The following is a 23,087-nucleotide window of genomic DNA, read 5'->3' as shown; positions in this document are numbered from 1 at the left end:
CTATGGAACCTCGACTTGGCTCAAGATTTCTTTGATCACATCATCAGACTTAATATTTTCTGCCTCAGCTTCGTAAGTCAGAATCAAACGATGTCTCATCACGTGGTAGGCAATTGCTTTTACGTCTTCAGCTGTCACGTAACCGCGGCCACGTAAGAAAGCGTGAGCTTTCGCTGCACGGAACAGACAGATCGTCGCACGCGGTGAGCCGCCCACGTTGATCAAGTTTGCGATACGTGACAAGCCGTACTCTGCAGGCTTTCTGGAAGCCATAACGATTTCTACGATATAATTTTTGATTTTATTATCGACATAGATTTGATCTGCACGTTCGGACGCACGCAACAAATCTTCGCGAGAGATCACCGGGTTTACAACCGGCTTTTCGTTCGTACCCATACGATTTAAGATCTCGAGCTCTTCACCTTTATGTGGGTAAACCACATTGATCTTAAACATGAAACGGTCCATCTGTGCTTCAGGAAGTGGATATGTTCCCTCTTGCTCTAATGGATTCTGAGTTGCAAGAACCAGGAATGGATTGGCAAGTTTATAGGACTCTTCACCAATGGTTACTTGCTTTTCTGCCATTGCCTCAAGCAATGCCGATTGAACTTTCGCAGGGGCACGATTGATCTCGTCGGCCAAAACGATGTTCGTAAAGATAGGACCTTTACGAGGAGCGAATTCGCCAGATTTTGGATTAAAGATCATCGTACCGATCAAGTCTGTTGGCAACAGATCGGGAGTGAACTGAATACGTTGGAAATCTAAGGAAATAGATTTACACACTGTTGAAATCGTCAATGTCTTTGCAAGACCGGGAACACCTTCAAGCAGGATGTGACCACCCGTCAACAATCCCATCATGATCCCTTCGACCATTTCTTTTTGTCCGACCACAACTTTGTTGATCTCGGTCATCATCTTGTCGATGAATTGACTTTCTTGTTTGATCGCGGCGTTTAATGCCATGATATCAACTTCGCTCACCTGTCCTCCCTCGAGAATATCCCTTCCATTTCACTCTCTTACGCAACTTGCGGCAAGCAATTCCAACAGCCCTACAGGACCTTAATTTCTCAGAGCGTCGGCAGAGCAAAAACTTGCAATTGTTATGTCACAGTCCTAGCCTTAAGTTTGGAGGGGCTTCGCATTGCGGCAGCTCCGGCGACAGTTGATAAACCGCTTATTCGATGGGACAAATTCACTATGGCAAATACGAGCACGAAAGTTTGGATTTTCATCCTATCGACCTCACTGGCACTTCTGGTATTGGGTTACCAATTCGGTGAGCGCCTGGGATTGATCATTGGCTTTTTGTTAGCACTCCTTTTAAATTTCATCGTGTTCTTTTACGGCGAAAATAGCGTTCTATCAAAACTTCGCGCGCAACGTTTAAAAGGCCAAGATGCTTGGGGTGTTTTAGATATGGTGGATCGCATGTCGAATCAGCTTGGGATGCCGGCGCCCGCTGTCTTTGTGACACCACATTCGTCGGCGAATGCATTTTGCGTTGGTCACTCTTGGAAACATGGTTCTTTGGGATTCACCTTAGGGCTTTTGCAAAAGTTAAATTCTAAAGAGTTGGAAGCTGTGGTGGCTCATCAACTTTGTCACATCCGCCGCCTTGATACTTTTGCATTCAGCGTCAGTTCAACCCTGGCAAATTCAATCGTGGGGTTAGGTCAATTTTTAGATTCTTTCTTGCCTTATCGTTTGCACTTTTTTATGCCGCTTTTGTCCCCCGTGGGCTGGCTGATCATCAAAGCGGTCGTGGGCGACAAATCGTTTTTTGAAAATGATTTGATGGCTTCTGAGCTTTTAAACAACCGCCATCCATTGGGTGAAGTTTTATGGAGACTGGAAGGCCTGTCACAGACTCAGCCTTTGGAAATCCCCGCTTGCACAAGTCACTTATTTATTGTGAATCCTGAAGGCTTTAAACAAAAGAATTTATTCTTAAAGTCGCATCCGCCCATCGAGACGCGTTTGCAGAAGCTTATGGGTTATTATCCTATCTAACTTGACATTGAATTTAGCGAACTCATGTTTGCTTAAGGGTGTTTTATGCAAGAAAAAATGGAAGCTTCATTATCAGTATTAATCATGTCCCTAGCCTCTGCGTCGGTAATGGCCATGGGTTTGGCACCAGATCCACAAACTGGAAAAACTTCTAAAGATAAAAATATGGCTCGATTTAACATCGACCTATTGGTGGTTTTGCAGCAAAAAACCAAGGGCAATCTTTCTGCTGATGAGTCCCAATTTTTAGATAATCTAATTAACGACCTGCAAATGAAGTTTGTTTCGGTTTAATCGTTTTTAAATCTAAACGCGCGCAGTCTTAGACTGTCGCGCGTTTATTATTTTTGATACTGTGTATTTGCATCGAACGGCTTCGTTCGAAGGTTAAAGGAGAAGTGTTTTTATGAAGAAGTATTTATTCCTTCTACTAGCGGCCTCCCTCACGGTCAGCTACCAATCTCAAGCTCAGCAATCGACTCTTCCCAAAGATCCTCCAAAAATGAACCTGGGACCTTCGCTTCCAGCAAATCTTTTTGTGGAGTTGGGTAAAGCTATCAACCCAGCCGTCGTAAACATTTCGACAACGGCGATTCCAAAAAACATGCCACGCGGTCGCGATCCGATGCTTGATATGTTGGAACAGCTTTACGGCTTTAAAATGCAGCAACCTCCGCAACAGCAACAACGCCCTCAGATGATGGGATTGGGAACTGGTTTTATTATTCGTGAAGATGGTTTGATCGTGACCAACAATCACGTGATCGCGGGCGCAGACCAGATCAAAGTTCAACTGTCTGAAGACTCGAAAGACCTGTACGAAGCGACGTTAGTTGGTAGCGACGAGCGTACAGATATCGCACTGATCAAAATCAAACCTAAGACAAAATTGACTGTCGCTGTTCTTGGTTCCTCTAAAGACCTAGAAGTTGGTGAATGGGTTGCCGCTTTCGGAAATCCGTTTGGTCACGGGCACTCGATGTCTAAGGGTATTGTGTCTTCTAAGGGTCGTGGTATTGCCGAGATCAATAAAATTCCATTGATCCAAACAGATGCTTCTATCAACCCAGGTAACTCGGGTGGTCCCCTTGTGAACACGAAGGGCTTGGTTGTGGGTGTGAACTCCGCGATTGATGCTCGCGCTCAGGGTATCGGTTTTGCGATCCCTATCGACGAAGTTAAAGCATTGATCCCGCAACTTGAATCCAAAGGTCGCATTGCTCGTGGTTATATTGGTGCCGCCTTGGGCGATCTAGATCCTGAGGCTGCGGACTATCTGGGAATGGGTGATCAAAGTGGTGCGGTGATCACGCAACTGGATCCACGGGGCCCCGCTGCTCGGGCGGGACTTAAGATTTACGATATCGTGACAGAATTTAACGGTAAAAAAATTGATAGCTCGCTCAGCCTTGTAGATGCCGTCAGTGATGCTCCGATTGGGAAATCGTCAACGGCTAAAATTATCCGCGACAGAAAAACAATTTCTTTAGCTGTCGTCGTTGCTGACCGCCCCGAGGACGCCAAAGGCAAAAAGTTAGAGATCAAAAAATACGACGGCCAAAGAGCTCCTTTCAAGCTGGGCTTTACGATCATCGACCCGACTCCTTCTATTCGCAGCGAATGGGGTTTGCCAGAGGATATGAAGCAACCGATCGTGATCGAAACAGAACGAAACTCCGCGGCCAGCAAAGGTGGCTTGGCTGTTGGTGATGTGATCTTAGACGTCAATAAACAAGCGGTCACAAATGCCAAAGACGTCTTGAAGTTTTTGAAAAAAGGCAGCAACAGTTTACGAATCGCTCGCAATGCCCGCATTCAGATCATTAATGTTGATACTCCCTAATCAAGAAATCTGGAAAAAACCAACAAGCCCGCTTTAACAGCGGGCTTTTTTATTGATTACTTCTTGTCAGAGATAAGAGAATTCTCGCGACACCTCATGAAATCCACCATTCCCGCTATAATTTTTCACTCACTCAGAGCGGTACAAAAATTAATCTATAACTTTTCTTTGGATCACCATAATCAAAAAAAATCCCGCGCCGATATTGTTAATCGAAAATTCAAATTAAAAAATCGTTTGGTGCACGGGAGAAACATGCAGAACTTCAGCTTAAAAGCAAAATTACTTTTATTAACCTTCACTCTGTGCGCTGTTGCATTGGTGATCGGTGCAACCGGCTATGTATCGCTGGGATCTGTTAGCAACGAGTATGGTTGGATTGCTACTAAGACAATGCCTAAGATGGAACACTTAGATCAAATGTTTCTAAATTTTAGAAAAATTCGCGCGAATTTGACGCTGACTGGATTGCCAGATCTACCTGAAATCCAACTCAAAGATGGCATTAATGACGTTAATCAAGCCCTCACTGATTACGAGAAAGAAAACGAGACCTATACGCAACTGGGAATGGATGATCGTCAAAAGGAACTTTATGAAAAGCTCCACACAACGTGGGTGACTTACAAAAAGTTGACTGATGATATTTTGGCATTGCAAAAGACAGGATCTGAAGCCGACAAAGCGAAAATGGTACAGCTTCTTTATAATGACATTCCTGCGAAAGCAAAAGTATATGCGGAAGCTGCGGGCGCTCTAGCGGCATACCACAAAGAGGTGGGAAGTAAAAAAGTTCAGTCCGCTGAGTCGATTCGCGATCGCGCGACCCTTATGGTAGTGATGATCGCCTTCGGTGGCGTTGTATTTGGTAGTGTTTTCGGATTCTTGTTTTCAACGAATTTAGCAAAAACATTAAACCGTATCAGTGACGATATTTATGGAGCTGCTTCTCAGACTGCGGCAGGTGGCGCTCATCTGGCTTCGGCAAGTGTACAACTTTCAGCGGGCTCTACGGAGGGAGCCGCTTCTTTGGAAGAAACAGTTGCATCTCTTGAGGAACTCTCGAGCATGGTCAAACTAAATACATCTCATGCACAGGAAGCAAATGGGCTGTCGCAGAACTCCAAAGATGCTGCAGAAAAAGGCGCTCGTGAAATCGAACAATTGATTTATGCTATGAACGAAATCTCTTCTGGATCAAAACAGATCGAGGAAATTATTTCTGTCATTGATGATATTGCGTTTCAAACGAACCTTTTGGCATTGAATGCAGCTGTGGAAGCTGCTCGCGCGGGTGAACAAGGTAAGGGCTTCGCGGTCGTCGCTGATGCTGTCAGAACTTTGGCGCAGAAAAGTGCAGAATCTGCCAAAGGCATTACCTCTTTGATTAAAGAAAATGTCGAAAAAACAGAGAAAGGTTCTGTCATCGCCAGCAACAGTGGAACGGTCTTAGTGGAGATTTTAAACTCGGTTAAGAAAGTAGCTGATTTAAATAAAGAAATTTCCACAAGCAGCTCGGAACAAGCTAATGGGATCGAGCAAATTTCAAAAGCGATGAATCAACTTGATCAAGCAACCCAAAGTAATGCCGCCTCATCAGAAGAAGTTGCGGCTTCCTCTGAAGAAATGTCGGCACAAGCGCAAGCTTTAAATAATCTTGTTGGAGAACTGCAAGTGTTAATTCATGGCAAGAAAAACACGAACACCATCGCTCCTCAAGAAGTGGTACGAGAGCAACCTGTACTAGCGGCAGCATAACTTTGGTTCACTTAAAACCTGACTATTGCCTTGCTCTATCTGGACCGCACTATAATAACTGGAACTGGGGCCGACAGCATCACTCGTCGAGTGGTGCTTCCCAAAAAAGCTTTTAAAAATTTTCCGCGTGAATGTGTTCCCATGACTATAAGATCAGCCTTGTGCCAATTGTTCTTTCTTAGAATCTTCGACACCTCTGCTTCTTCGTATCCAATATGACCAGTGGCGGAAATTCCCTGCCCCTCATAGGCTTTTATTTTTTTTGCCAATGACTCTTCGGCAAAGCTTTTCATCTCGTCGAATATTTGCTCAAGCCCGGGACTATTCACCCGTTGAGAATATAGCATGTCTTTCATGTGCTTTATTTGATCACCGACGGAATGGTAAAGCAGAACTTCAGCATTGATTCGCTTAGCAAGTTTGGCCGCCAATCGCTCTGCTCCTCCAGAAAAATCTGACAAATCGGTGACGACTAAAATTCTTTGCTTTTTAGATTTCAAACTATAGTCAGAATCCACGGCATGAGAGCCCAACACCATCACTGGCACCTGGGCATTTCGTACGACTTCTTCTGCGACACTGCCTAAAAACGTTCTCTTAAGACCTGAGCGAGGGCGTGTACCTAAGATCAGCATCTCAACCCCTGGATCTTTAGATTCTTTCAAAATCACGTCAACAGGACGACCATAGATCGTTTCGACACTGTCTTCTTTCTTATTTTTGGAGCTAACGATTTTTTTGGGGATATCCAGCACAGTGATTGTGCGTAAATTACATTTCAAAAGTCGGGCAAAGTCTTGCGCCACTTTTTGCAAAAGATGAGAACGTTGCTTGGCCTCTTTCTTCTCTGCAAAGACGTCGTCACACAGAAGAACGGTTTTAGCGGGCATATGCCCTCCCTTATTTTTTGTATCAGAGTACAACTTCGGGAGGGATATCTTAAGAATCTAACTCATGCATTTCTGCACGAGATTGTTAATTTCGAGAACAGATGTAAGAAGCTTTGGACCCGTCAAAGTAAGACCACCACAAGCCCCCGCCTGAAATGAACACTGTTTGGTTCACACGGAATTTAATACCGATGCGACCACCTTTAACGGCGCCGTCCTCAAACAAGCGAACGTCATCGTACTGAAGTGTATTCACAGCATCACGACTTGTTAGTGTCGCAAACACAGTGCGCAGATCATTTCCGATGTAAAACTTTAACAAGATTTTTTCTGATCCGTTTTGATGCTCATAAATGGAGATGGTGTTCGGCAAAGAACCATCGTTAGTCGTTGTTTGCATGCAAGAGCCTGTGTAATTCCACTCGCCAGAATCGGAAGCAAGTGACACAGAAGATAAGGCTGAAACCGAAACGAACATAAAAGCCAAAAGCATTTTCATAAAGTCCTCTAAACCAAAGAATGAGTTAAATAAGATCGAAGGGTTTCCCATAGGCCCAAACACTTGTCACGTTACCGCAAGTCATCTGAATTTCTTGCCGGTTGCCTCTCCCGACTCCACGTTTGTCCTCAACACTCAAAAACTTGTAAGTGGTGATCTGTCTCGGTTTGGGACAAAATTTAGTTGAACCTATGATTTCTGAACTTTCCTCGACCTAGGTCTTTAGAAAAATAAAGCATCGTCCGAAATAGAGATCGGACCATAGTATGGCTCCATTGGTAGCAACAAGATCAGCACCTAGAAAGGGACTCTATGAAAGTCACCGAAGTGAAAGTTTTCCCGGTCAATGAGGATCGCTTGAAGGCCTACGTCTCCATCACGCTTGATGGTTGTTTCGTAGTTCGCGATCTGAAAGTCATCCAAGGCACCAGCGGCCTGTTCGTCGCGATGCCCTCCAAAAAAAGAAAAGACGGCCAGTTCCGCGATATCGCGCATCCCTTGAATCAAGAGACGCGCGCAATGATCGAGGACAAGGTCTTTGAAGCATACGAAAACGAATTAAAGTCCATGGGCGAAACCCTAGTGAACCTGAAACGCCAGAAGGCGCCAGGTAGCGATTACGGCGGCAGCGACGATTACTAGCAGCCACGAAGGTTTGGTTTTGTTTCACTCCGGCCCTGCTAGAGTAGAGTTCCCTGCTCACGCCAAGTATCGAGCCATTTGTGGAGGCTTGATATAGGAGGCGGCTTCAAAACCCCAAGGACAGTTTTGCCCGCTCTTGCAGCAAATCCTGCACTAGCGGGCTTTTTTATTGGTTGATTTGAGTTTCAATGACGGAATTCTTAAGCTATTGCCAGATTCGCAGCGCGTCACCGATTGCAATCCTCACGCAAAATCCGTAGTTTAGCGGTTCAACCGTTCATCTTGTTGGGGTATCGACAAGTTGGTAAGTCAACAGATTTTGATTCTGTCATTCGCAGGTTCGAGTCCTGCTACCCCATCCATTTCCATCATTAAGCAATAATTCAAACGACGGAGTAAAATCAGACCCAGTAGCCCGAAGGGGCATTTCTGGTGGTCTGTTTTCGATATCAGCCATTACTCTTTTATTTTTAAATTGAAGAAGCTTTCCATGTTCGTAAGACATTGAATCATCCATAACCTGATTCGGATTAGTGAGATCGACATTAAAGGCCGTTTCGAGGCCTTGATCTGTTAGAACAAGTTCTTTGAGAACTTTTCGTAGTAGACGTCTCTTCAGAAACGCGTTTGCTTTAGGAAAGCCCTTTTTGAACTCGGCAACGCGGTTTTGGATCGCTCTTAATATTCCTTTAGTATCAATCACGGTCTCTTCTTGCTCACTGAGGCTACCTAATACAGAGTTCAACTGTTTCTTTTTCTTACCGAGAACTTCTAGATGTTCAACCGCCAACTGAGCCGCCTCGGTACCTGGGGAAGCTTTAAGTTGTAATTTAAATGTCGCCTTGATTTCAGCCTGCACCTCAGCGAGTGCACTTTTGACCTTTGCAATCTGATCCGCAACATTTTCGGGAGTTTCATTCGCGATTGATCTTAGGTTCGCTTCTATACCGTTCATATATCCAGCTCGGGAAATGACATTTGTAAGATAGCTAATCACAACATCCTCGATTTCATCAGCCCTTACTCTTTTAAATGAACACGCATTTGAACTCCCTCTTTTATAAGAATGAGCATAATATCTATGAACTTCCTTTTCTCCATGTGCCGACTGTCCATTAAGAGGCCGTCCGCACTTTCCACAGCGGAGAATTCCAGATAACAGGAAGACACGTCTTTCGGCCTCTTCCAACTTTCTACGTTCAAACTTTGCATTCTCCTCTAGAATCTCTTGAACTTGATCAAAAACTTTCTTTTCGATAATTTCAGGCCAAGAAGCTTTTACCACTTGATATTGCTGCCAAGGCTTTAACATCTCAGGATCTTTGCCCTTGTTCTTTTTATTTACTTCCTTCAGACCAACATACGCTGGGTTTACAAGAATATCGCGAACAGCTGTGTAATTCCATCGACCGGATCTTATCCCAGTTTCCTCAGGGTTATTAGAGCGCGGAAGTATTCCCAGAGCATCAATGATCGGAAGCGTTTTCCCTATAGTCCCTTCTTTAAGGAATACATCAAAAATCTTTCTTACTTACGCTTTGCTTCGAATAAAGATACCGTGGCAGGCTATGCTTAACTTCCAAATTACTAGAGAAGATGGTCAAGCTCCTGAAATTACGCCTTACTTAGGTGCTTTTGCTCACGTTATCGCTGTATCCCCTGACGGCGATGAGCTAACGCATGTTCACCCTATGGAAGGAAGCGCTCCAAATACTGGAATGCTACATGCAACATTTCCAACAGACGGTGATTACAGAGTATGGATTCAGCTCATTGATAAAGGTGAGTTAAAAACCATTCCACTTTCAATTTCGGTATTGAAGTAGGAAAAAAGAGGGTGAAGTTCCACCCTCTTTTTTTTGTCAGATCGAAGTTCGCTTTAATCTAAGAGCGTTTCCAATGACAGATACAGAACTTAATGCCATTGCAGCGCTCGCGAACATAGGACTTAATAGAATTCCTAGAGATGGATACAAAACTCCGGCTGCAATCGGAACACCCGCAAAGTTATAAATAAAGGCAAAAAATAAATTCTCGCGAATATTTTTCATCGTAGCGGAGCTAAGATTTCGGGCCTTTACGATGCCCATCAAATCTCCTTTAATTAAAGTAACGCCGGCACTTTCAATGGCCACGTCAGTACCATGCCCCATTGCTATACCAACATGGGCTTGAGCTAATCCTGGAGCATCGTTTACGCCGTCTCCAGCCATGCCAACAATGCGACCCTGTTTCTGTAGATCTTGAACAATACTTCTTTTTTGATCTGGCAGTACGTCAGAAATAACATTTTTTATTCCAACTTTTTCGGCTACAGCCATAGCAGTCACTTTATTGTCGCCGGTAAGCATAATCACTTCGATACCATTATCTTGAAGTGTTCGAACTGCTTCTGAAGTTGTCACTTTGATTTGATCCACAACAGCAATAAAGCCCAAAACTTCCGTTGCCGACATAAGTACCATGACTGTGTGACCATCTTTTCTAAGCTTCTCAACATCATCATTGTACTTACTCAAATCGAAACCTAATTCTGAAGCCCATTTAATGTTACCGACTGAATACTTTTTCCCCTCTAAATTTCCCGAGATTCCCTTGCCGGTTGTGGAGATGAACTCTTTAACTTCGATATTAAGATTGATTTGTCTCTCTTGAGCACCCTTTGTAATGGCTTGTGCAAGGGGGTGCTCACTGGAGCGCTCGAGAGCAGCTGCGATTTTCAAAACTTCATTTTCAGAAAGGTTCGCGGTAGAAATAACTTTCGATAACGTTGGCTTTCCTTCCGTGAGTGTTCCGGTCTTATCCACAACTAAAGTATTAATCTTCGAGAAAATCTCTAGCGCTTCTGCATCTTTAATAAGAATACCATTCTGCGCACCCCGGCCGACTCCCACCATGATAGACATTGGCGTAGCCAATCCAAGAGCGCAGGGACAAGCTATAATTAAGACAGCAATGGCATTGACCAGGGCATAAGTCATTCTTGGTTCCGGTCCAACAAAATACCAAACAAGATATGCGATGATTGCTATTACAACCACAGCGGGAACAAAATAGCTCGAAGCTATGTCAGCAACTTTCTGGATCGGTGCTCGACTTCGCTGAGCCTCTGAAACCATCTTCACAATTTGCGAAAGTAGTGTTTCTGATCCAACCTTTTCAGCCTTCATAACAAAAGTACCAGTGCCATTGAGTGTTCCCCCTGTTACTTTAGAACCCATTTCTTTTTCCACAGGAATCGGTTCACCAGTAATCATGGATTCATCAATGGAACTTTGCCCTTGCACAACCACGCCATCGACTGGAACTTTTTCTCCAGGCTTAACCTTGAGTAAATCCTCGATTACGATTCGAGACAATTCGACGAATTCTTCTTTATCATCACGAATTCGCAAAGCCATTTTCGGAGCAAGCCCTAATAGAGCTTTAATCGCTCCTGATGTTTGCTTCCTAGCTCTCAGTTCAAGAACCTGTCCTAATAGTACCAGCGTGATGATAGCAGCAGCTGCCTCGAAATAAACGCCAACTTCTCCAGTATGCTGATTCTTCATAACTTCAGGGAATAGCGCTGGCAATAGTGTCGCAACTAAACTGTATACATAGGCAACCGCTGTCCCTAATGCAATGAGAGTAAACATATTGAGTTGCAACGTTTTGAGAGAAATCCAGCCTCGCTGAAATAACGGATATCCAGACCATAGAACTACTGGAGTGGCCAAAATTAATTGAAAGTAATTTAATGAAATAGCACCGGATAGATCATGTATCTTGAATGGCAGAATCATTTCAGCCATAGCAAGTAAAACCAGAGGTATCGTAAAGATTAGAGAAACCTTGAATCGGCGATTCATGTCTGAAAGTTCATGATCTTCGCCTTCTTCAAGTGCAGGTTCTAAAGGTTCAAGACTCATCCCGCAGATTGGACAATTACCAGGCTTATTCTGCCTGATTTGGGGATGCATTGGGCATGTATAAGTGATGTTAGCCTTCGATGAAGTGACATCTGCAATGGAAGGCATATCATTAAGTATCGGCCCTTGGTGATGATGGTGTTGGTGATGATTGTGAGAGTCGCCGTTCTTCATTTTCAACCTCATTTCATATTTTTCTAATAACCGATTCCCCGCTCGACTCATCTGGAATAACTTCTAGAGTTACTCCTCGGCCACTTTTCGAGGTATACGCAATGGTAATACCCTGATCAGGACAAACTCCGAGACAACTTGTCAAAAGCACCAAACATTGCTCGTTATTTTCCTTTGCAAAGTTTTTGATTCTACCCTGCAATTTTTTTGAAGTGTTCCCAGCATCTGCTTCTTTGCCGCAGGAACTACATACTAAAATTATCTTTTCAACATCCACAACACTACTCTGCATTCGCCGTTAATCGAACGCGCTTTAACATTAAAGAATTTGTTAAAACAGATACGGAACTCAATGCCATAGCTCCTCCGGCAATAATGGGGTTCAACATTCCCAGTGCAGCTAAAGGAATTCCAAAAACATTGTAAACAAAAGCAAAGAAAAGATTTTGCCTAATCTTTCTTAAGGTAAATTTTGACAATGAGATTGCGGCAAACACTGATGTTAAATCGTTCTTCATCAAAGTCACATCTGCCGCTTCGATTGCTATGTCTGTCCCCGACGACATAGAGAAACTGACGTCTGCCATTGCAAGAGCGGGCGCATCGTTCACTCCATCCCCGACCATGGCCACAGTCAGCTTCTTCCTTTTCAATGCGACTACGAAGTTAGCTTTATCCGATGGCTTCACGCTATGTTTAAACTCAGCTATACCGACTTCCTTCGCAATTGCTTTTGCCGTACCTTCATTATCGCCCGTCAGCATTACAACACGAATGCCTTGTGAAAGAATTTGCTGAATAGCAACTTTTGAGCTTTCACGAACCTTATCTGCAATAGCAAAGTAGGCGATAACTTCTTGAGATGATGCCAGGACCACAACCGTTTGTCCGCTTGCTTCCATTGAATGCAAAATACTTTTGTCAAGATGGACACTATCGGCAATCCATTCCGGTTTTCCAAGCTTGTAAACCTCAGTCCCAATCTTACCCTGCACTCCTTGTCCAACTACAGATTCAAAAAAATCAACTGGCACAGGATAAATATGATTCTTATTTCCTTCGTCTACAATAGCTCGAGCTAATGGGTGAGAGGAACCTTCCTCAAGACTCATCGCGATCTGCAATGCATTCTCCAATGTCACCATATTACCTATCTTGACGTCGCTTACTGTCGGCTTGCCTTCTGTAATAGTTCCGGTTTTATCAAGGACCAAGACATCTATCTTTTCAGCTACCTCAAGTGCTTTAGCGTCACGAAATAGTACCCCAGCATGGGCTGCCTTTCCCACTCCCACAACGACTGCAGTTGGAGTAGCTAAACCCAATGCACACGGACAGGCGATTACGAGGACTGATACGGCTGCTATGAATGCCGACGCCAGATCACCAGAAATCATCCACGTTAAAAAGAAAGTAAATAAACTGACAGTCACTACTGTTGGAACGAAGATGGCTGATATTTTATCAGCGAGCCGCTGAATAGGCGCTTTAGAACCCTGCGCAATCGATACAATTTTAATAATTTGGGCTAGCTGGGTTCGCGTGCCAACACCAGTGGCCTTCACTCGCAAAGAACCGCTGTGATTGAGCGTCGCTGCAAAAACTTTGTCACCGACATGTTTAGCAACGGGAATACTTTCGCCTGTTAGCATAGACTCATCAACTGATGAACTTCCACCAACAACAACACCGTCAATAGGAATTGCTTCGGCGTTTTTAACAATGACAGTATCCCCAACAATAACATCCTTAACTTCAATCTCTTCAAACTTACCGCTTCTTTCGACGATAGCGGTTTTTGGCTGAAGACGAACAAGGCCCTCAAGGGCATCTGATGTTTTTTTCTTTGCCTTTGACTCCAGGTATTTTCCAGCAAGAACAAGTGTAATAACCATGGTACTTGCTTCGAAATATACATGCTGGTGATGCCAGTTCATTACCGTTACCAGAACACTAAGGACATAAGCCATGGTTGTACCCAAAGCAATTAAGACATCCATGTTTGAACTTTTGGAACGAAGAGCATAGTAGGATCCACGATAAAATCGCCACCCGATCCAAAATTGCACGGGAGTCGCCAAAATCAGTTGTACCCATCTTGGTATTAGCTCCTGATGACCATTCCCACCTAACATATAGAACATCTCGAGAATAAAAGGGCTCGTAAGAATTAGCGCTGCAAAGAAAAGTCTTTGTTCGCGTTCCTTTTCTTTCTGTACTATATTTTTGATATCCCCGGTCTGTGCGTCTTCATCGATTTCAAAAGCCTGAAATCCCAGCTCTTGAATCTTCTCAACAAGTAAATGAGCGCTCCACTGATCTGAAGGAAATGAAACCACGGCCTTGGAAGTCGCAAAATTCACTGATGCATTAACTTGTTCAAAACCATTTAACGTTTTTTCAATCTTTGCGGCGCAGTTAACGCAGGACATCCCAATAAGTTGAAGCTCTATTTCTTTCTCGGATTTTAACGACATAAAAAACCTATCTCTTAACGAGCATCATTATTTCATCAATTTTTTCTGTTACGGCATTTTCATCACGAGATTTAATTGCGGTCTTCACACAACCATGAATATGCTTTTGCATAATTTCCGCCTCGATGGATTCCAGAGCCTTAGCGGCAGCCCGCAGTTGGATTAAAATATCAGGACAATAGCGTCTTTCATCAATCATCTTTTCGATACCATCTATTTGTCCACGGACTCGATTTAAACGTTTCTTGTGAACACCATGATCAGGATGAAGAGATTTGTTGTTTGCTTTTTTCAATTTATACCTCTAAATTTCATATCATACTTACCCCATGGGGGTATAATTAGCAAGGGGTCTTGCAAGGAGAAAATATGAAGAACAATATTTTTTTTCCTTGTCACAATTGACTATACCCCCTCCTAGTATATTCGAAAAGAGGACTTATGCTCGATAAAGTCATAAAATATGCCCTGACTCATAGACTGCTTGTTATTGCTTTCACGGCATTAGTTTTGGTGTACGGAGTATGGGCTCTAATAACTCTTCCGGTGGATGTTTTCCCAGATTTAAATAGACCCACAGTAAATATCATGACCGAGGCCCCTGGCCTTGCCCCCGAAGAGGTTGAAACTTTGGTGACGTTTCCCCTTGAAACCGCACTGAATGGTCTTCCCGGGGTACAGCGAGTTCGCTCCAGTTCTGCAGTCGGATTAAGTGTTATTTATATCGAGTTTGACTGGGGAACAGATATCTACCGCAATAGACAAATGGTCCAAGAGAAAATAGCTCTAGCTAAAGAAAAGCTTCCAAAAAATGCGACACCTATTATGGGACCGATCGCCTCGATCATGGGAGAAATACAGCTTATTGGTCTTAGTTCTCCAGATGGCACCGTCAGTCCACTTGAGTTGAGAACGATCGCAGATTGGACATTGCGCCCTCGCCTCATGAGTATCCCAGGAGTTACGCAGGTAATCGCAATTGGCGGAGGCGTGAGACAATTTCAAATTCTTATCTCAGCCGAAAAAATTCAAAAATTTCAGTTAGCCCTAGATGATATCGAACACAATCTTTCAGATCTTAGTATTAATTCCACCGGCGGCTTCATAAATATTGGCCCTCAGGAGTATTTGATTAGAAACCTTGGGGCAGTTCGCAGTCTAGATGACATTCAAAATTCTTTTGTGGGCATGCACCTAGGCAGACCCGTCCGAGTAAAAGATATTGCGGAAGTTCAAGAAGGGCCGCAGGTCAAACGAGGAGATGCCAGTGTAAATGGCAAGGCTTCAGTTATCATGACCATTCAAAAACAACCTGGCGCAAGCACAATTGATTTAACGAAAGATATAGATAAAGCATTAAAGGAACTCTCGATAGGCCTACCCAAAGGAGTCAAAATTGAGCCCGACCTCTTTAAACAATCTCGCTTTATCGAAAACTCGATCCATAACGTTAAAGAGGCTCTTCGTGACGGCGTCATTCTCGTTCTGATTGTGCTTTTATTATTTCTGATGAATTTGCGAACGACGGCTATAACTATGACGGCGATTCCTCTTTCATTTGTTTTAACAGCTATCGTTTTTAAAATATTCGGACTTTCCGTCAACACCATGACACTTGGGGGACTCGCCGTCGCAATTGGCGAGCTCGTTGATGACGCTATCGTTGACGTCGAAAATGTATACCGCAGACTTCGCGAAAATAAGTTGCTCGCAAAACCAAAGAATACGCTCAAAGTTATTTTCGAAGCATCTAGTGAAGTCAGAAATTCAATTGTAATTGCAACTCTTATTGTCTGTTTAGTTTTCGTTCCACTTTTCAGCATGGGAGGAATCGAAGGTCGGCTTTTCGCGCCTCTCGGGATTTCATATATTATTTCACTTCTGGCTTCGATGATCATTTCTCTCACTGTGACGCCAGTTCTGTGTTCATACCTATTATCAAAAGGCGAACTCTTAGAACACAAGGACGGCGCTTTAGTTCGAAAGCTTAAGCAATGGGACACTCAGATTCTTAACAGATCCTTAGCACACCCAAAAATTATTTTAGGCGTAACAACTGCCTTGTTTATTTGCGCAGTTTTTCTAACCACATTCATTGGCAGAGACTTCCTACCTCATTTCAATGAAGGCACGGCGACTATAACAGTAGTTGCTACTCCGGGAATTTCTCTTGAGGAATCAGATCGTCTTGGCAAAAAAGCAGAAGAATTAATCATGAAAAGTCCGGAAGTAACTTCTGTGTCACGTAGAACTGGGCGCGCCGAGCAAGATGAGCACGCAGAGGGCGTTCACTACTCTGAAATTGATGTCGACTTTAAGGAAGAGGGACGCCCCAGAAATCAAGTGCTTACCGAAATTCGTAGAAATTTATCTGAACTTCAAGGCGTTGCGGTTAATGTTGGGCAGCCTATATCTCATCGACTAGATCACCTTTTATCGGGCGTCCGGGCGCAAATCGCTATAAAAATCTTTGGACCAGATCTTTCCACACTTCGCGCAAAGGCCAGCGAAGTTCAACAGTCTTTAAAAGACGTGCCAGGGTTAGTCGATTTACAAATCGAACAGCAGGTTTTAATTCCTCAGGTCAAGGTTCAACTTTTGAGAGATGAAGCCTCTAAGTTTGGTGTTTCTGTAGGAGATTTAGCACAGCTTTTAGAAAAAGCTCTTCAGGGAGAAGTGGTTGGTCAAATTCTCGAGGGGCAAAAGACTGTAGATGCGTTTATGAGATTTGATGAAAAATCTCGATCTAACTTGGATCTTATTAAACGAACCCCTCTTAAAACACTTCCAGATGGAACAAAAGTTCGCGTCGAAATGATAGCGGACGTCTATGAAACTTCAGGTCCAAATATTATTAACAGAGAAAATGCTCAACGGCGTATCGTCGTCCAAGCTAATTCGTCAGGTCGGGATCTGGAAAGCGTTATGGCTGACATTCAATCTAAAATTAAAGATAAAGTTGAAGTCCCATCTGGCTACTTCATTAATTACGGTGGACAATTTGAAAGCCAACAACAAGCATCCCGATTAATGATTCTCTTAGGCTTCCTGTCCGTCATTTCAGTTTTCGTCATTCTGTACGCTCACTTCAAGAGTAGTTTTATCTCTTTTCAAGTTATGTTGAACATTCCAATGGCATTTATTGGTGGCGTGGTAGCTATTTTAATAACCGATGGAACGATCAGCATTGCCAGCTTGGTCGCATTTGTAACTCTTTGCGGAATCGCCTCTAGAAATGGCATAATGATGATCTCTCACTACCTTCACCTTATGAAGCATGAAGGAGAAGGTTTTACCAAGGAAATGGTAATTCGTGGTTCACTTGAAAGACTGGTTCCTGTATTGATGACCGCTCTCACTGCCATTCTTGGCCTACTTCCATTAGTACTTTCGAAAGGCGAACCGGGAAAAGAAATTCTTCATCCCGTCGCTGTCGTTATAGTCGGTGGTTTGATTAGCAGCACATTGCTAGATATGTTTGTCACACCGACCGTTTTTTATCACTTTGGAAAGAAATCAGCTTTTAAATACCTAAAGACAACGGATGAAGTAAGTATATTTGAATCAAAGGAGACTTAAAATGAACAAACAGTTTTTAACGATCGCGCTATCTAGCATTTTATTTTTCGGTGTTAATTCAATCGCGCACGAAGGCCATGACGAAATCCCGGGCCAAATTAAAGCCCAACATGGTGGAATCGTCAAAGCTGGCAAAGAAATTAATATGGAAATGCTGGTTTCCGGAGACTCGATTCAATTCTTTCCGTTAGCGCATTCTGGAGAAGATTTGAAAATTGCAGATGTAAAGTTAACTGGAACTGCAAAAACGCCAAAAGGAAAACCTCAGGCTTTGACGTTCACCAATGACGGTAAAGCATTTGCAACCAAAGTAGATCTTAAGGGTGCCTATCGCGCTGACCTTGATATCAAGGCACAGCACTCGGGCAAAACCGACAGTTTTAAATTTCTTTTGGAGAAGTAATCTATGAGGGTGACGTCGCTTTTAATCTTTACACAATTCATTTTGGTCTTTATTTCTGCATTTGCTAATGAAGGATCAACTTTGGCTTCCCTTGAAGCCCAAATGCTATCTTCCAATCCGCAAATTCGTTCGCTTGAAGCAACGGTGAAGGCGCAAAAAGCGACGGCACAATCTCAATTTGGAAATTTTCTTCCGCAAATTTCCTTAAATGGTGGATACGCTGAAAATAAAACCATTCAAGAACCTAGCGAAGGATATCTAGGCTACGTGAGCGGTCGATGGAATCTATACCGTGGAGGAGAAGACTCCTCATTGAGGACAATCTCTAATAGCGAGTTCCAAATTGCACAATTAGACCTAGATGTAAAAACCCGCGCCCTTCGTCGTCAGTTACGCGAAACTTACTATAGTCTTCTTGCCAATAAAAAAAACCTGTCTATTCTTGATGAAAAATCTGATTTTTTAAATAAACAACGACAGATGGCACAGAAGAAAATCAATGCAGGACTTACTTCAAACGTCGACAGTATTGAGATTGATCTAGAAGAAAATAATATTTTGAATGAACGCGAATCCATCAAAGCTGAAATAGAACGACTTAACAAAGAGCTTAGTACACTTACAGGATTAAATATCTCTGAAAGTTCAGTTTCAGATCGAGAATCATTTGATATAAATAGTATTGAAATAAATATTGAAACGGCGCTTCAAAACAATCCATCTCTTAAAAAACAAGATCAACTTGAAGAGATATCTCATGCGAAGGTAACTCAGCAACGATCTGAGTTTTTACCGTTCTTAGATCTCGAAGCTAGCTATGGCAGAATAACTCCAGAGTATTCAGATCCATTGAATGGTACAGAATCCAGGTTCGCATTGCTTTTGAGTTGGAATCTTTTTTCTGGCTTTTCAAGCTATTATCGTCATCAAGCAACAAACTATGGAGTTTCAACTCAACAGTTTGACAAAAAGAACACCCGTCTCGAAATAGAAAAAGATTTACGAAACCTGTTAACTACTAGAGAAAGTCTAGCAAAGCTTAAAATACATCAGCAACAAAGACTCATGTTTGCCCAAAAGTATTACGAAATGACACTGTCAGAATATAAGCGCGGAATCAAAAACTCGCCGGATCTTCAAACTGCCACGGTATCTTTATTCGAAGCAAAGCGCAGGATGATCGAGCTGGAACGAGATATCACAATAGTAAATGCGAAAATAACTGAACTTATCTAAAAAGGAGAAATCAATGAACTTTATTCGACACTTAATTCTGACGCTCACCCTGGCTCCTACGTTAGCAAGCGCACATGGTGGAGACAAGCCTGGTCCTCACGGCGGCAAGATTGAAATGCCAGGAGCTTTTCATACAGAACTAGTTTTAGACAAAGATCAGAGTGCACATGTTTATCTTTTAGATATGAATTTTCAGAATTCTACAACAAAAGATTCTAGTGCCAAAGTTTTTGCGCGCGCTAAAAAGGTACAAATTCCTTTTAATTGCACCGTAATGCAAGATCACTTTCATTGTGTTCCGACTAAAAAATATTCGCAAGACAGTGAGATTGTGATCAAAGCAGTTCGCGAAAAAGCGGTGGGTAACGATGCTGTTTATAAACTTCCTCTGAAGTTCGAGAACCAAACAGAAAATAAAAGCGAACACTCTCACCACTAAATTGAAGTCATTAGGCCATTGAATATGGCCTAATGATGCCTATTGCTTTGTCCAATTGTCTCTCATTTTGCGCATCTCATTTAATTCTTTTTGTTGGGCATTTGATATTTTCTTCCCAAATGCACGAATCTCAGACTTTTCAGATCTTCCTGCAGCTTCTCTTCCTAGAAAAATAGCTCCAGGGTGATGCATAATCATTGTATCTAAAAAAGCTATATCAAATTCTGGTCCACTAAGCTTCTCAAGTTTGGACATATCCATTTCGGCACCCATATAGGTATAACTAGGACTTGATGAATACCAGCGCACTCGCCAATCAGCCATCTTCGCTAATTCTTCTTGCTGGGCTTGCTTCATCATCTTTGCCATTTCTTTTAACTTAGAGTGATAAGCCTTTGATATTGCCATCTCTGCCATTTCTACCCCACCCTCATGGTGTGCGCTCATTTCATCTATAAATTGCACACTATAAGGTCGGGCGTGATATGGCTCAATACTGCGCGAACCAGTTTCTGCACGTGAATGGAAAGCGAATAATATAAATATTCCCGCTAATAGAATTCTTTGAGTCATTTTAACCTCCATTCAGAATTAATAGCTCAAACAAGCTACTCCGTCTTAAAAAAGAGGATAAAACAGGAGAAATACAAACTGATACAAGCTGTCCGGTGACTTAATGTGTAGATATCAACAAACTTTGCGGTCATGGTATCTCTTTATTAATGATTTATATAAAATCAAATAGACAGACCAAGGCCGATTAAAGAATGAACTTGGTTTATTAACTCACTTTGAGCGTCAGTAAAGCTCCGACATTCAACAATTTTAGATTCCAATTCTTGTAGGCTATTTTTATATGAATAGAGATCTGGATGGATAACAATTTTACTGCAAAACTTGGAGGTGCCCACCGACCAAGCCGCAAGATGAGAATAGCTAATTTTGGCCCGCAAAAGATTTAGATCTACAGACTGGGGTACCAATCCAAGACAAAATGTTCCACTTATAGGGAGTGCAAATATCCATTCAAAATAGCCGCCACAATCAACCGGAAACGGAAAGATTCCTGTTTCCGGAAAAAAGAATCTCAAATCATTTGGCAGTCTGAATCCAATTAACTCTCTTGTCTGCTTAGCAGCCAGAGCGAGCGCCTCCAGCTTTTTAGAAGAAAAAATACTTAGGGCAGAGAGATTTGAATGCCCAGTCTGTGCATGACTTACTCTAGCAGCCTGAAAAAGAATCAATAAAAAAAGCGCTTTGTACTCATCCCACGCGGGTTGGGCACCCGCTTCGAGACCAGCGAGAAACGTCGGTGAGAAATTTTCGGTATTGTCTCGCAAAAAATCTTCAATTTGATCTGACCACAGATTTCTTCTTGCGAAGAGTCTGTCGACAGAATGTTTATCGGAGAAATGTTTTTTCTTAAAATCATAATGCCACAAAGGCAACCCTGGGCTGCGCCAGCGTTGTGTCAGAAATTTCGAAATGTAATGATTATTTTTCATGCGCTAGATGCCTGCATTTACTATTTTGCTCCGACGTTTCCAGTTTCCCGTTGTTCCTTATGTTGAACTAGAAATTTAGGAGAACCCCATGTGGCCGTGCGCGATTCATAAATTAACTTTGCCTGAGCACGCAATATGGACTGTTGAATTAAATCAATGTTGCTTACTGCTGACCAGCCCAAAATGATTCCAATACACCAAGAAACGAGATTTGTTAGATTCATGTTAACCTTCCTTATCATTCTTTTTTGAATGGCTTATTTCTACTATTTGTACTAATTCCCTTTAAATATTCATCTGAGAACCAAAGCTTACTTTGCATCATGACCAATTCCTTTGATTCGATTCTTTCGGTTATCGATTGAACAACTCGATAACTCCACTGTTTACCCGTACGCGATCGCAGTCCCTTTTCCCCAAGCAGATTGACGATGGAAGTAACTGATGTCCCCTTGGTCCAAAGACTGAAAATCAAAAGAAGTGTTGGGTACTCTTTTGGGTCACGGACAAGCTCCCCTTCCAAAATACAAAACCCAAATGGTGGTCGAGCCCCTGTGCGCTTCTTACCTTTACGCCATCTGTCATAAGGAACTGAAACTTCAGAGCTGGATTCTTTCTTAAGCCGTTTAAGCGTCTTCCAAACAGTATGTCTCTTAATCCCAGTACGAGCAGATATGTCGGTGATTGACATGCCCTGGCAGTACAAAACCGCAATTTCATCGGAAATTATGGGGTTACCTTTTCGAAAAAACTTAATAATATCAAGGGGCGGCCAATTCCTGCTTATTGATGGGGTTGGACATCCACTTTTCCTAAAAAAAACAAAACAATCTAAGCCAGCTAAATCTCCGCAAGGCATTTGTGCGTCTGCGGGGTAGCAGGACTCGAAGAAGAGAGAGCGTCGTTTGGTCGAATGCTCCGGGGGAGCGTTCGATCAAATGCGGCAGGCCCGGATGGCCTGACGAGCGAACGGCCCCGGCTTCGGGACGAATGCGCGTGATGCGCATTCGTGGGAGGAGCCGAGCCGAAAGAATACACCACCGTAATCTTTGTTGGATATGCTCTTCGTGATGAACATTTCCTCAAACTTCTCAGCAAGAGTTGTCAAGAGAGACCGCTGTTTGGAATCGGTCCTCACTTTGCAATACTCAACAAGAGTCATGATTCTCTTTCAAAATCCGTAAAACAAATTCTCTACTATCCTGGCACAAAAAGTGATCACCGCTCCTCAATTCAGGTTATCGAAGAAATTAACCTTTTAACGACAATGACAGGCCAAAGATCCTTTACCTTCAAAAATGAACTTAAAAGTGCACATTTAATTGCACATTTATATCCTCCAGGAACTCACCATGCTGGTCAGGAGATCTTTTTTGAAAATACAGACGGGATTTACGCTGCAACGAAAGCTGCTATCCGCTCATTAGCTCGTGGTTGGTCCAACGATTTGAAAGATCGTAAAATTCGCGTGAACACAATTGTGCCAGGATTAGTACCAACTGAAGGTTATCAAACAGAGCTTGGCCTTACTCCAGAACAAATCGATCAATTCGCAACACAAGCCTCTGCACAAATCCCATTAGGCAGACCAGGCTCCACAGATGAAATCGCCAAAGCCGTTTTATTCCTAGCGTCCGATGACAGCAGCTATGTCACAGGCATCGAACTCGTCGTCGATGGCGGCATGACTCAAGTTTAAGAATTTA

The 23,087-nt window shown here is 42.9% G+C and carries 22 protein-coding genes and 1 tRNA gene; 12 read left to right on the top strand and 11 right to left on the bottom strand.

Going from position 1 to position 23,087, the window contains the following annotated elements; translation table 11 throughout:
• Complete coding sequence (locus tag B9G69_RS10385) at positions 1-975, bottom strand: AAA family ATPase (RefSeq protein WP_416220936.1); 975 nt, start codon at positions 973-975, stop codon at positions 1-3.
• 237 nt (positions 976-1,212) lie between these two features.
• Between B9G69_RS10385 and B9G69_RS10380 the strand changes: the two genes are divergently transcribed.
• The 4 genes from B9G69_RS10380 to B9G69_RS10365 all read left to right on the top strand — a co-directional run bounded on the left by B9G69_RS10380 (position 1,213) and on the right by B9G69_RS10365 (position 5,626).
• Positions 1,213-2,025 (top strand): M48 family metalloprotease, encoded by an 813-nt coding sequence (locus tag B9G69_RS10380; RefSeq protein ID WP_088615109.1) that lies wholly within the window; start codon positions 1,213-1,215, stop codon positions 2,023-2,025.
• A gap of 45 nt (positions 2,026-2,070) precedes the next feature.
• A complete protein-coding gene (locus tag B9G69_RS10375) occupies positions 2,071-2,319 on the top strand; it encodes a DUF1844 domain-containing protein (RefSeq protein WP_088615110.1) in 249 nt (82 codons plus the stop codon).
• A 112-nt stretch (positions 2,320-2,431) separates the two neighbouring features.
• Positions 2,432-3,868, top strand: coding sequence for a trypsin-like peptidase domain-containing protein (locus B9G69_RS10370; RefSeq protein WP_088615111.1), 1,437 nt, complete (start codon positions 2,432-2,434; stop codon positions 3,866-3,868).
• 255 nt (positions 3,869-4,123) lie between these two features.
• Entirely contained in the window at positions 4,124-5,626 is a 1,503-nt protein-coding gene (locus B9G69_RS10365; RefSeq protein WP_254916837.1) for a HAMP domain-containing methyl-accepting chemotaxis protein, read from the top strand.
• A gap of 35 nt (positions 5,627-5,661) precedes the next feature.
• Here the strand turns inward: B9G69_RS10365 and B9G69_RS10360 are convergent, their stop codons facing one another.
• Positions 5,662-6,516 (bottom strand): universal stress protein, encoded by an 855-nt coding sequence (locus B9G69_RS10360; RefSeq protein ID WP_088615113.1) that lies wholly within the window; start codon positions 6,514-6,516, stop codon positions 5,662-5,664.
• An 85-nt stretch (positions 6,517-6,601) separates the two neighbouring features.
• A complete protein-coding gene (locus tag B9G69_RS10355) occupies positions 6,602-7,015 on the bottom strand; it encodes a hypothetical protein (RefSeq protein ID WP_088615114.1) in 414 nt (137 codons plus the stop codon).
• A 312-nt stretch (positions 7,016-7,327) separates the two neighbouring features.
• Between B9G69_RS10355 and spoVG the strand changes: the two genes are divergently transcribed.
• Positions 7,328-7,657 carry a septation regulator SpoVG gene (spoVG, locus tag B9G69_RS10350; protein ID WP_088615115.1) on the top strand — a complete coding sequence of 110 codons (330 nt, stop codon included), beginning with the start codon at positions 7,328-7,330 and terminating at the stop codon, positions 7,655-7,657.
• 286 nt (positions 7,658-7,943) lie between these two features.
• Positions 7,944-8,019: transfer RNA gene (locus B9G69_RS10345), tRNA-Gln, on the top strand.
• On the opposite strand, the gene B9G69_RS10340 is transcribed toward B9G69_RS10345, so the two are convergent.
• Complete coding sequence (locus B9G69_RS10340; protein WP_254917075.1) at positions 7,986-9,128, bottom strand: recombinase family protein; 1,143 nt, start codon at positions 9,126-9,128, stop codon at positions 7,986-7,988. The two genes, B9G69_RS10345 and B9G69_RS10340, sit on opposite strands and share 34 nt — an antisense overlap.
• On the opposite strand from B9G69_RS10340, the gene B9G69_RS10335 reads away from it, so the two are divergent.
• The gene (locus tag B9G69_RS10335) at positions 9,127-9,483 is read left to right on the top strand and encodes a hypothetical protein (protein ID WP_088615117.1); all 357 of its coding nucleotides are present in this window, start codon (positions 9,127-9,129) and stop codon (positions 9,481-9,483) included. The genes B9G69_RS10340 and B9G69_RS10335 overlap by 2 nt on opposite strands.
• Before the next feature lie 36 nt (positions 9,484-9,519).
• Here B9G69_RS10335 and B9G69_RS10330 read toward each other — a convergent pair whose 3' ends face one another.
• The 3 genes from B9G69_RS10330 to B9G69_RS10320 form a co-directional block, all read right to left on the bottom strand.
• Positions 9,520-11,742 carry a copper-transporting P-type ATPase gene (locus tag B9G69_RS10330; RefSeq protein WP_088615118.1) on the bottom strand — a complete coding sequence of 741 codons (2,223 nt, stop codon included), beginning with the start codon at positions 11,740-11,742 and terminating at the stop codon, positions 9,520-9,522.
• 281 nt (positions 11,743-12,023) lie between these two features.
• Positions 12,024-14,219: a heavy metal translocating P-type ATPase gene (locus B9G69_RS10325; RefSeq protein WP_265437722.1), complete on the bottom strand. Its 2,196-nt coding sequence runs from the start codon at positions 14,217-14,219 to the stop codon at positions 12,024-12,026.
• A 7-nt stretch (positions 14,220-14,226) separates the two neighbouring features.
• Positions 14,227-14,514: a metal-sensitive transcriptional regulator gene (locus tag B9G69_RS10320; RefSeq protein WP_088615121.1), complete on the bottom strand. Its 288-nt coding sequence runs from the start codon at positions 14,512-14,514 to the stop codon at positions 14,227-14,229.
• 146 nt (positions 14,515-14,660) lie between these two features.
• Here B9G69_RS10320 and B9G69_RS10315 point away from each other — a divergent pair, with 146 nt between their 5' ends.
• From B9G69_RS10315 to B9G69_RS10300, 4 genes are read left to right on the top strand one after another with little or no spacing between them, the layout of a single operon-like run.
• On the top strand, positions 14,661-17,798 hold the full coding sequence (locus B9G69_RS10315; protein WP_088615122.1) for an efflux RND transporter permease subunit: 3,138 nt from the start codon (positions 14,661-14,663) through the stop codon (positions 17,796-17,798).
• Between the two features lies 1 nt (position 17,799).
• The gene (locus B9G69_RS10310; RefSeq protein WP_088615123.1) at positions 17,800-18,201 is read left to right on the top strand and encodes a hypothetical protein; all 402 of its coding nucleotides are present in this window, start codon (positions 17,800-17,802) and stop codon (positions 18,199-18,201) included.
• Positions 18,202-18,210: 9 nt separating this feature from the next.
• Entirely contained in the window at positions 18,211-19,437 is a 1,227-nt protein-coding gene (locus B9G69_RS10305) for a TolC family protein (RefSeq protein WP_176400940.1), read from the top strand.
• A 13-nt stretch (positions 19,438-19,450) separates the two neighbouring features.
• A complete protein-coding gene (locus B9G69_RS10300; protein WP_254916838.1) occupies positions 19,451-19,876 on the top strand; it encodes a hypothetical protein in 426 nt (141 codons plus the stop codon).
• 39 nt (positions 19,877-19,915) lie between these two features.
• Here B9G69_RS10300 and B9G69_RS10295 read toward each other — a convergent pair whose 3' ends face one another.
• From B9G69_RS10295 to B9G69_RS10280, 4 genes are all read right to left on the bottom strand, one after another.
• The gene (locus tag B9G69_RS10295; protein ID WP_168196567.1) at positions 19,916-20,449 is read right to left on the bottom strand and encodes a DUF305 domain-containing protein; all 534 of its coding nucleotides are present in this window, start codon (positions 20,447-20,449) and stop codon (positions 19,916-19,918) included.
• Between the two features lie 164 nt (positions 20,450-20,613).
• The gene (locus B9G69_RS10290) at positions 20,614-21,381 is read right to left on the bottom strand and encodes a hypothetical protein (RefSeq protein WP_088615126.1); all 768 of its coding nucleotides are present in this window, start codon (positions 21,379-21,381) and stop codon (positions 20,614-20,616) included.
• Between the two features lie 20 nt (positions 21,382-21,401).
• Positions 21,402-21,605: a hypothetical protein gene (locus B9G69_RS10285; protein ID WP_088615127.1), complete on the bottom strand. Its 204-nt coding sequence runs from the start codon at positions 21,603-21,605 to the stop codon at positions 21,402-21,404.
• Positions 21,606-21,619: 14 nt separating this feature from the next.
• Entirely contained in the window at positions 21,620-22,072 is a 453-nt protein-coding gene (locus B9G69_RS10280) for a recombinase family protein (protein ID WP_217897745.1), read from the bottom strand.
• A 318-nt stretch (positions 22,073-22,390) separates the two neighbouring features.
• On the opposite strand from B9G69_RS10280, the gene B9G69_RS10275 reads away from it, so the two are divergent.
• Complete coding sequence (locus B9G69_RS10275) at positions 22,391-23,080, top strand: SDR family NAD(P)-dependent oxidoreductase (RefSeq protein WP_217897687.1); 690 nt, start codon at positions 22,391-22,393, stop codon at positions 23,078-23,080.
• The last annotated feature ends 7 nt before the right edge of the window (positions 23,081-23,087 follow it).

It is taken from the genome of Bdellovibrio sp. SKB1291214 (assembly GCF_002209355.2).
Lineage (GTDB): Bacteria > Bdellovibrionota > Bdellovibrionia > Bdellovibrionales > Bdellovibrionaceae > Bdellovibrio.
This window is presented reverse-complemented; position numbering and strand designations above follow the sequence as displayed.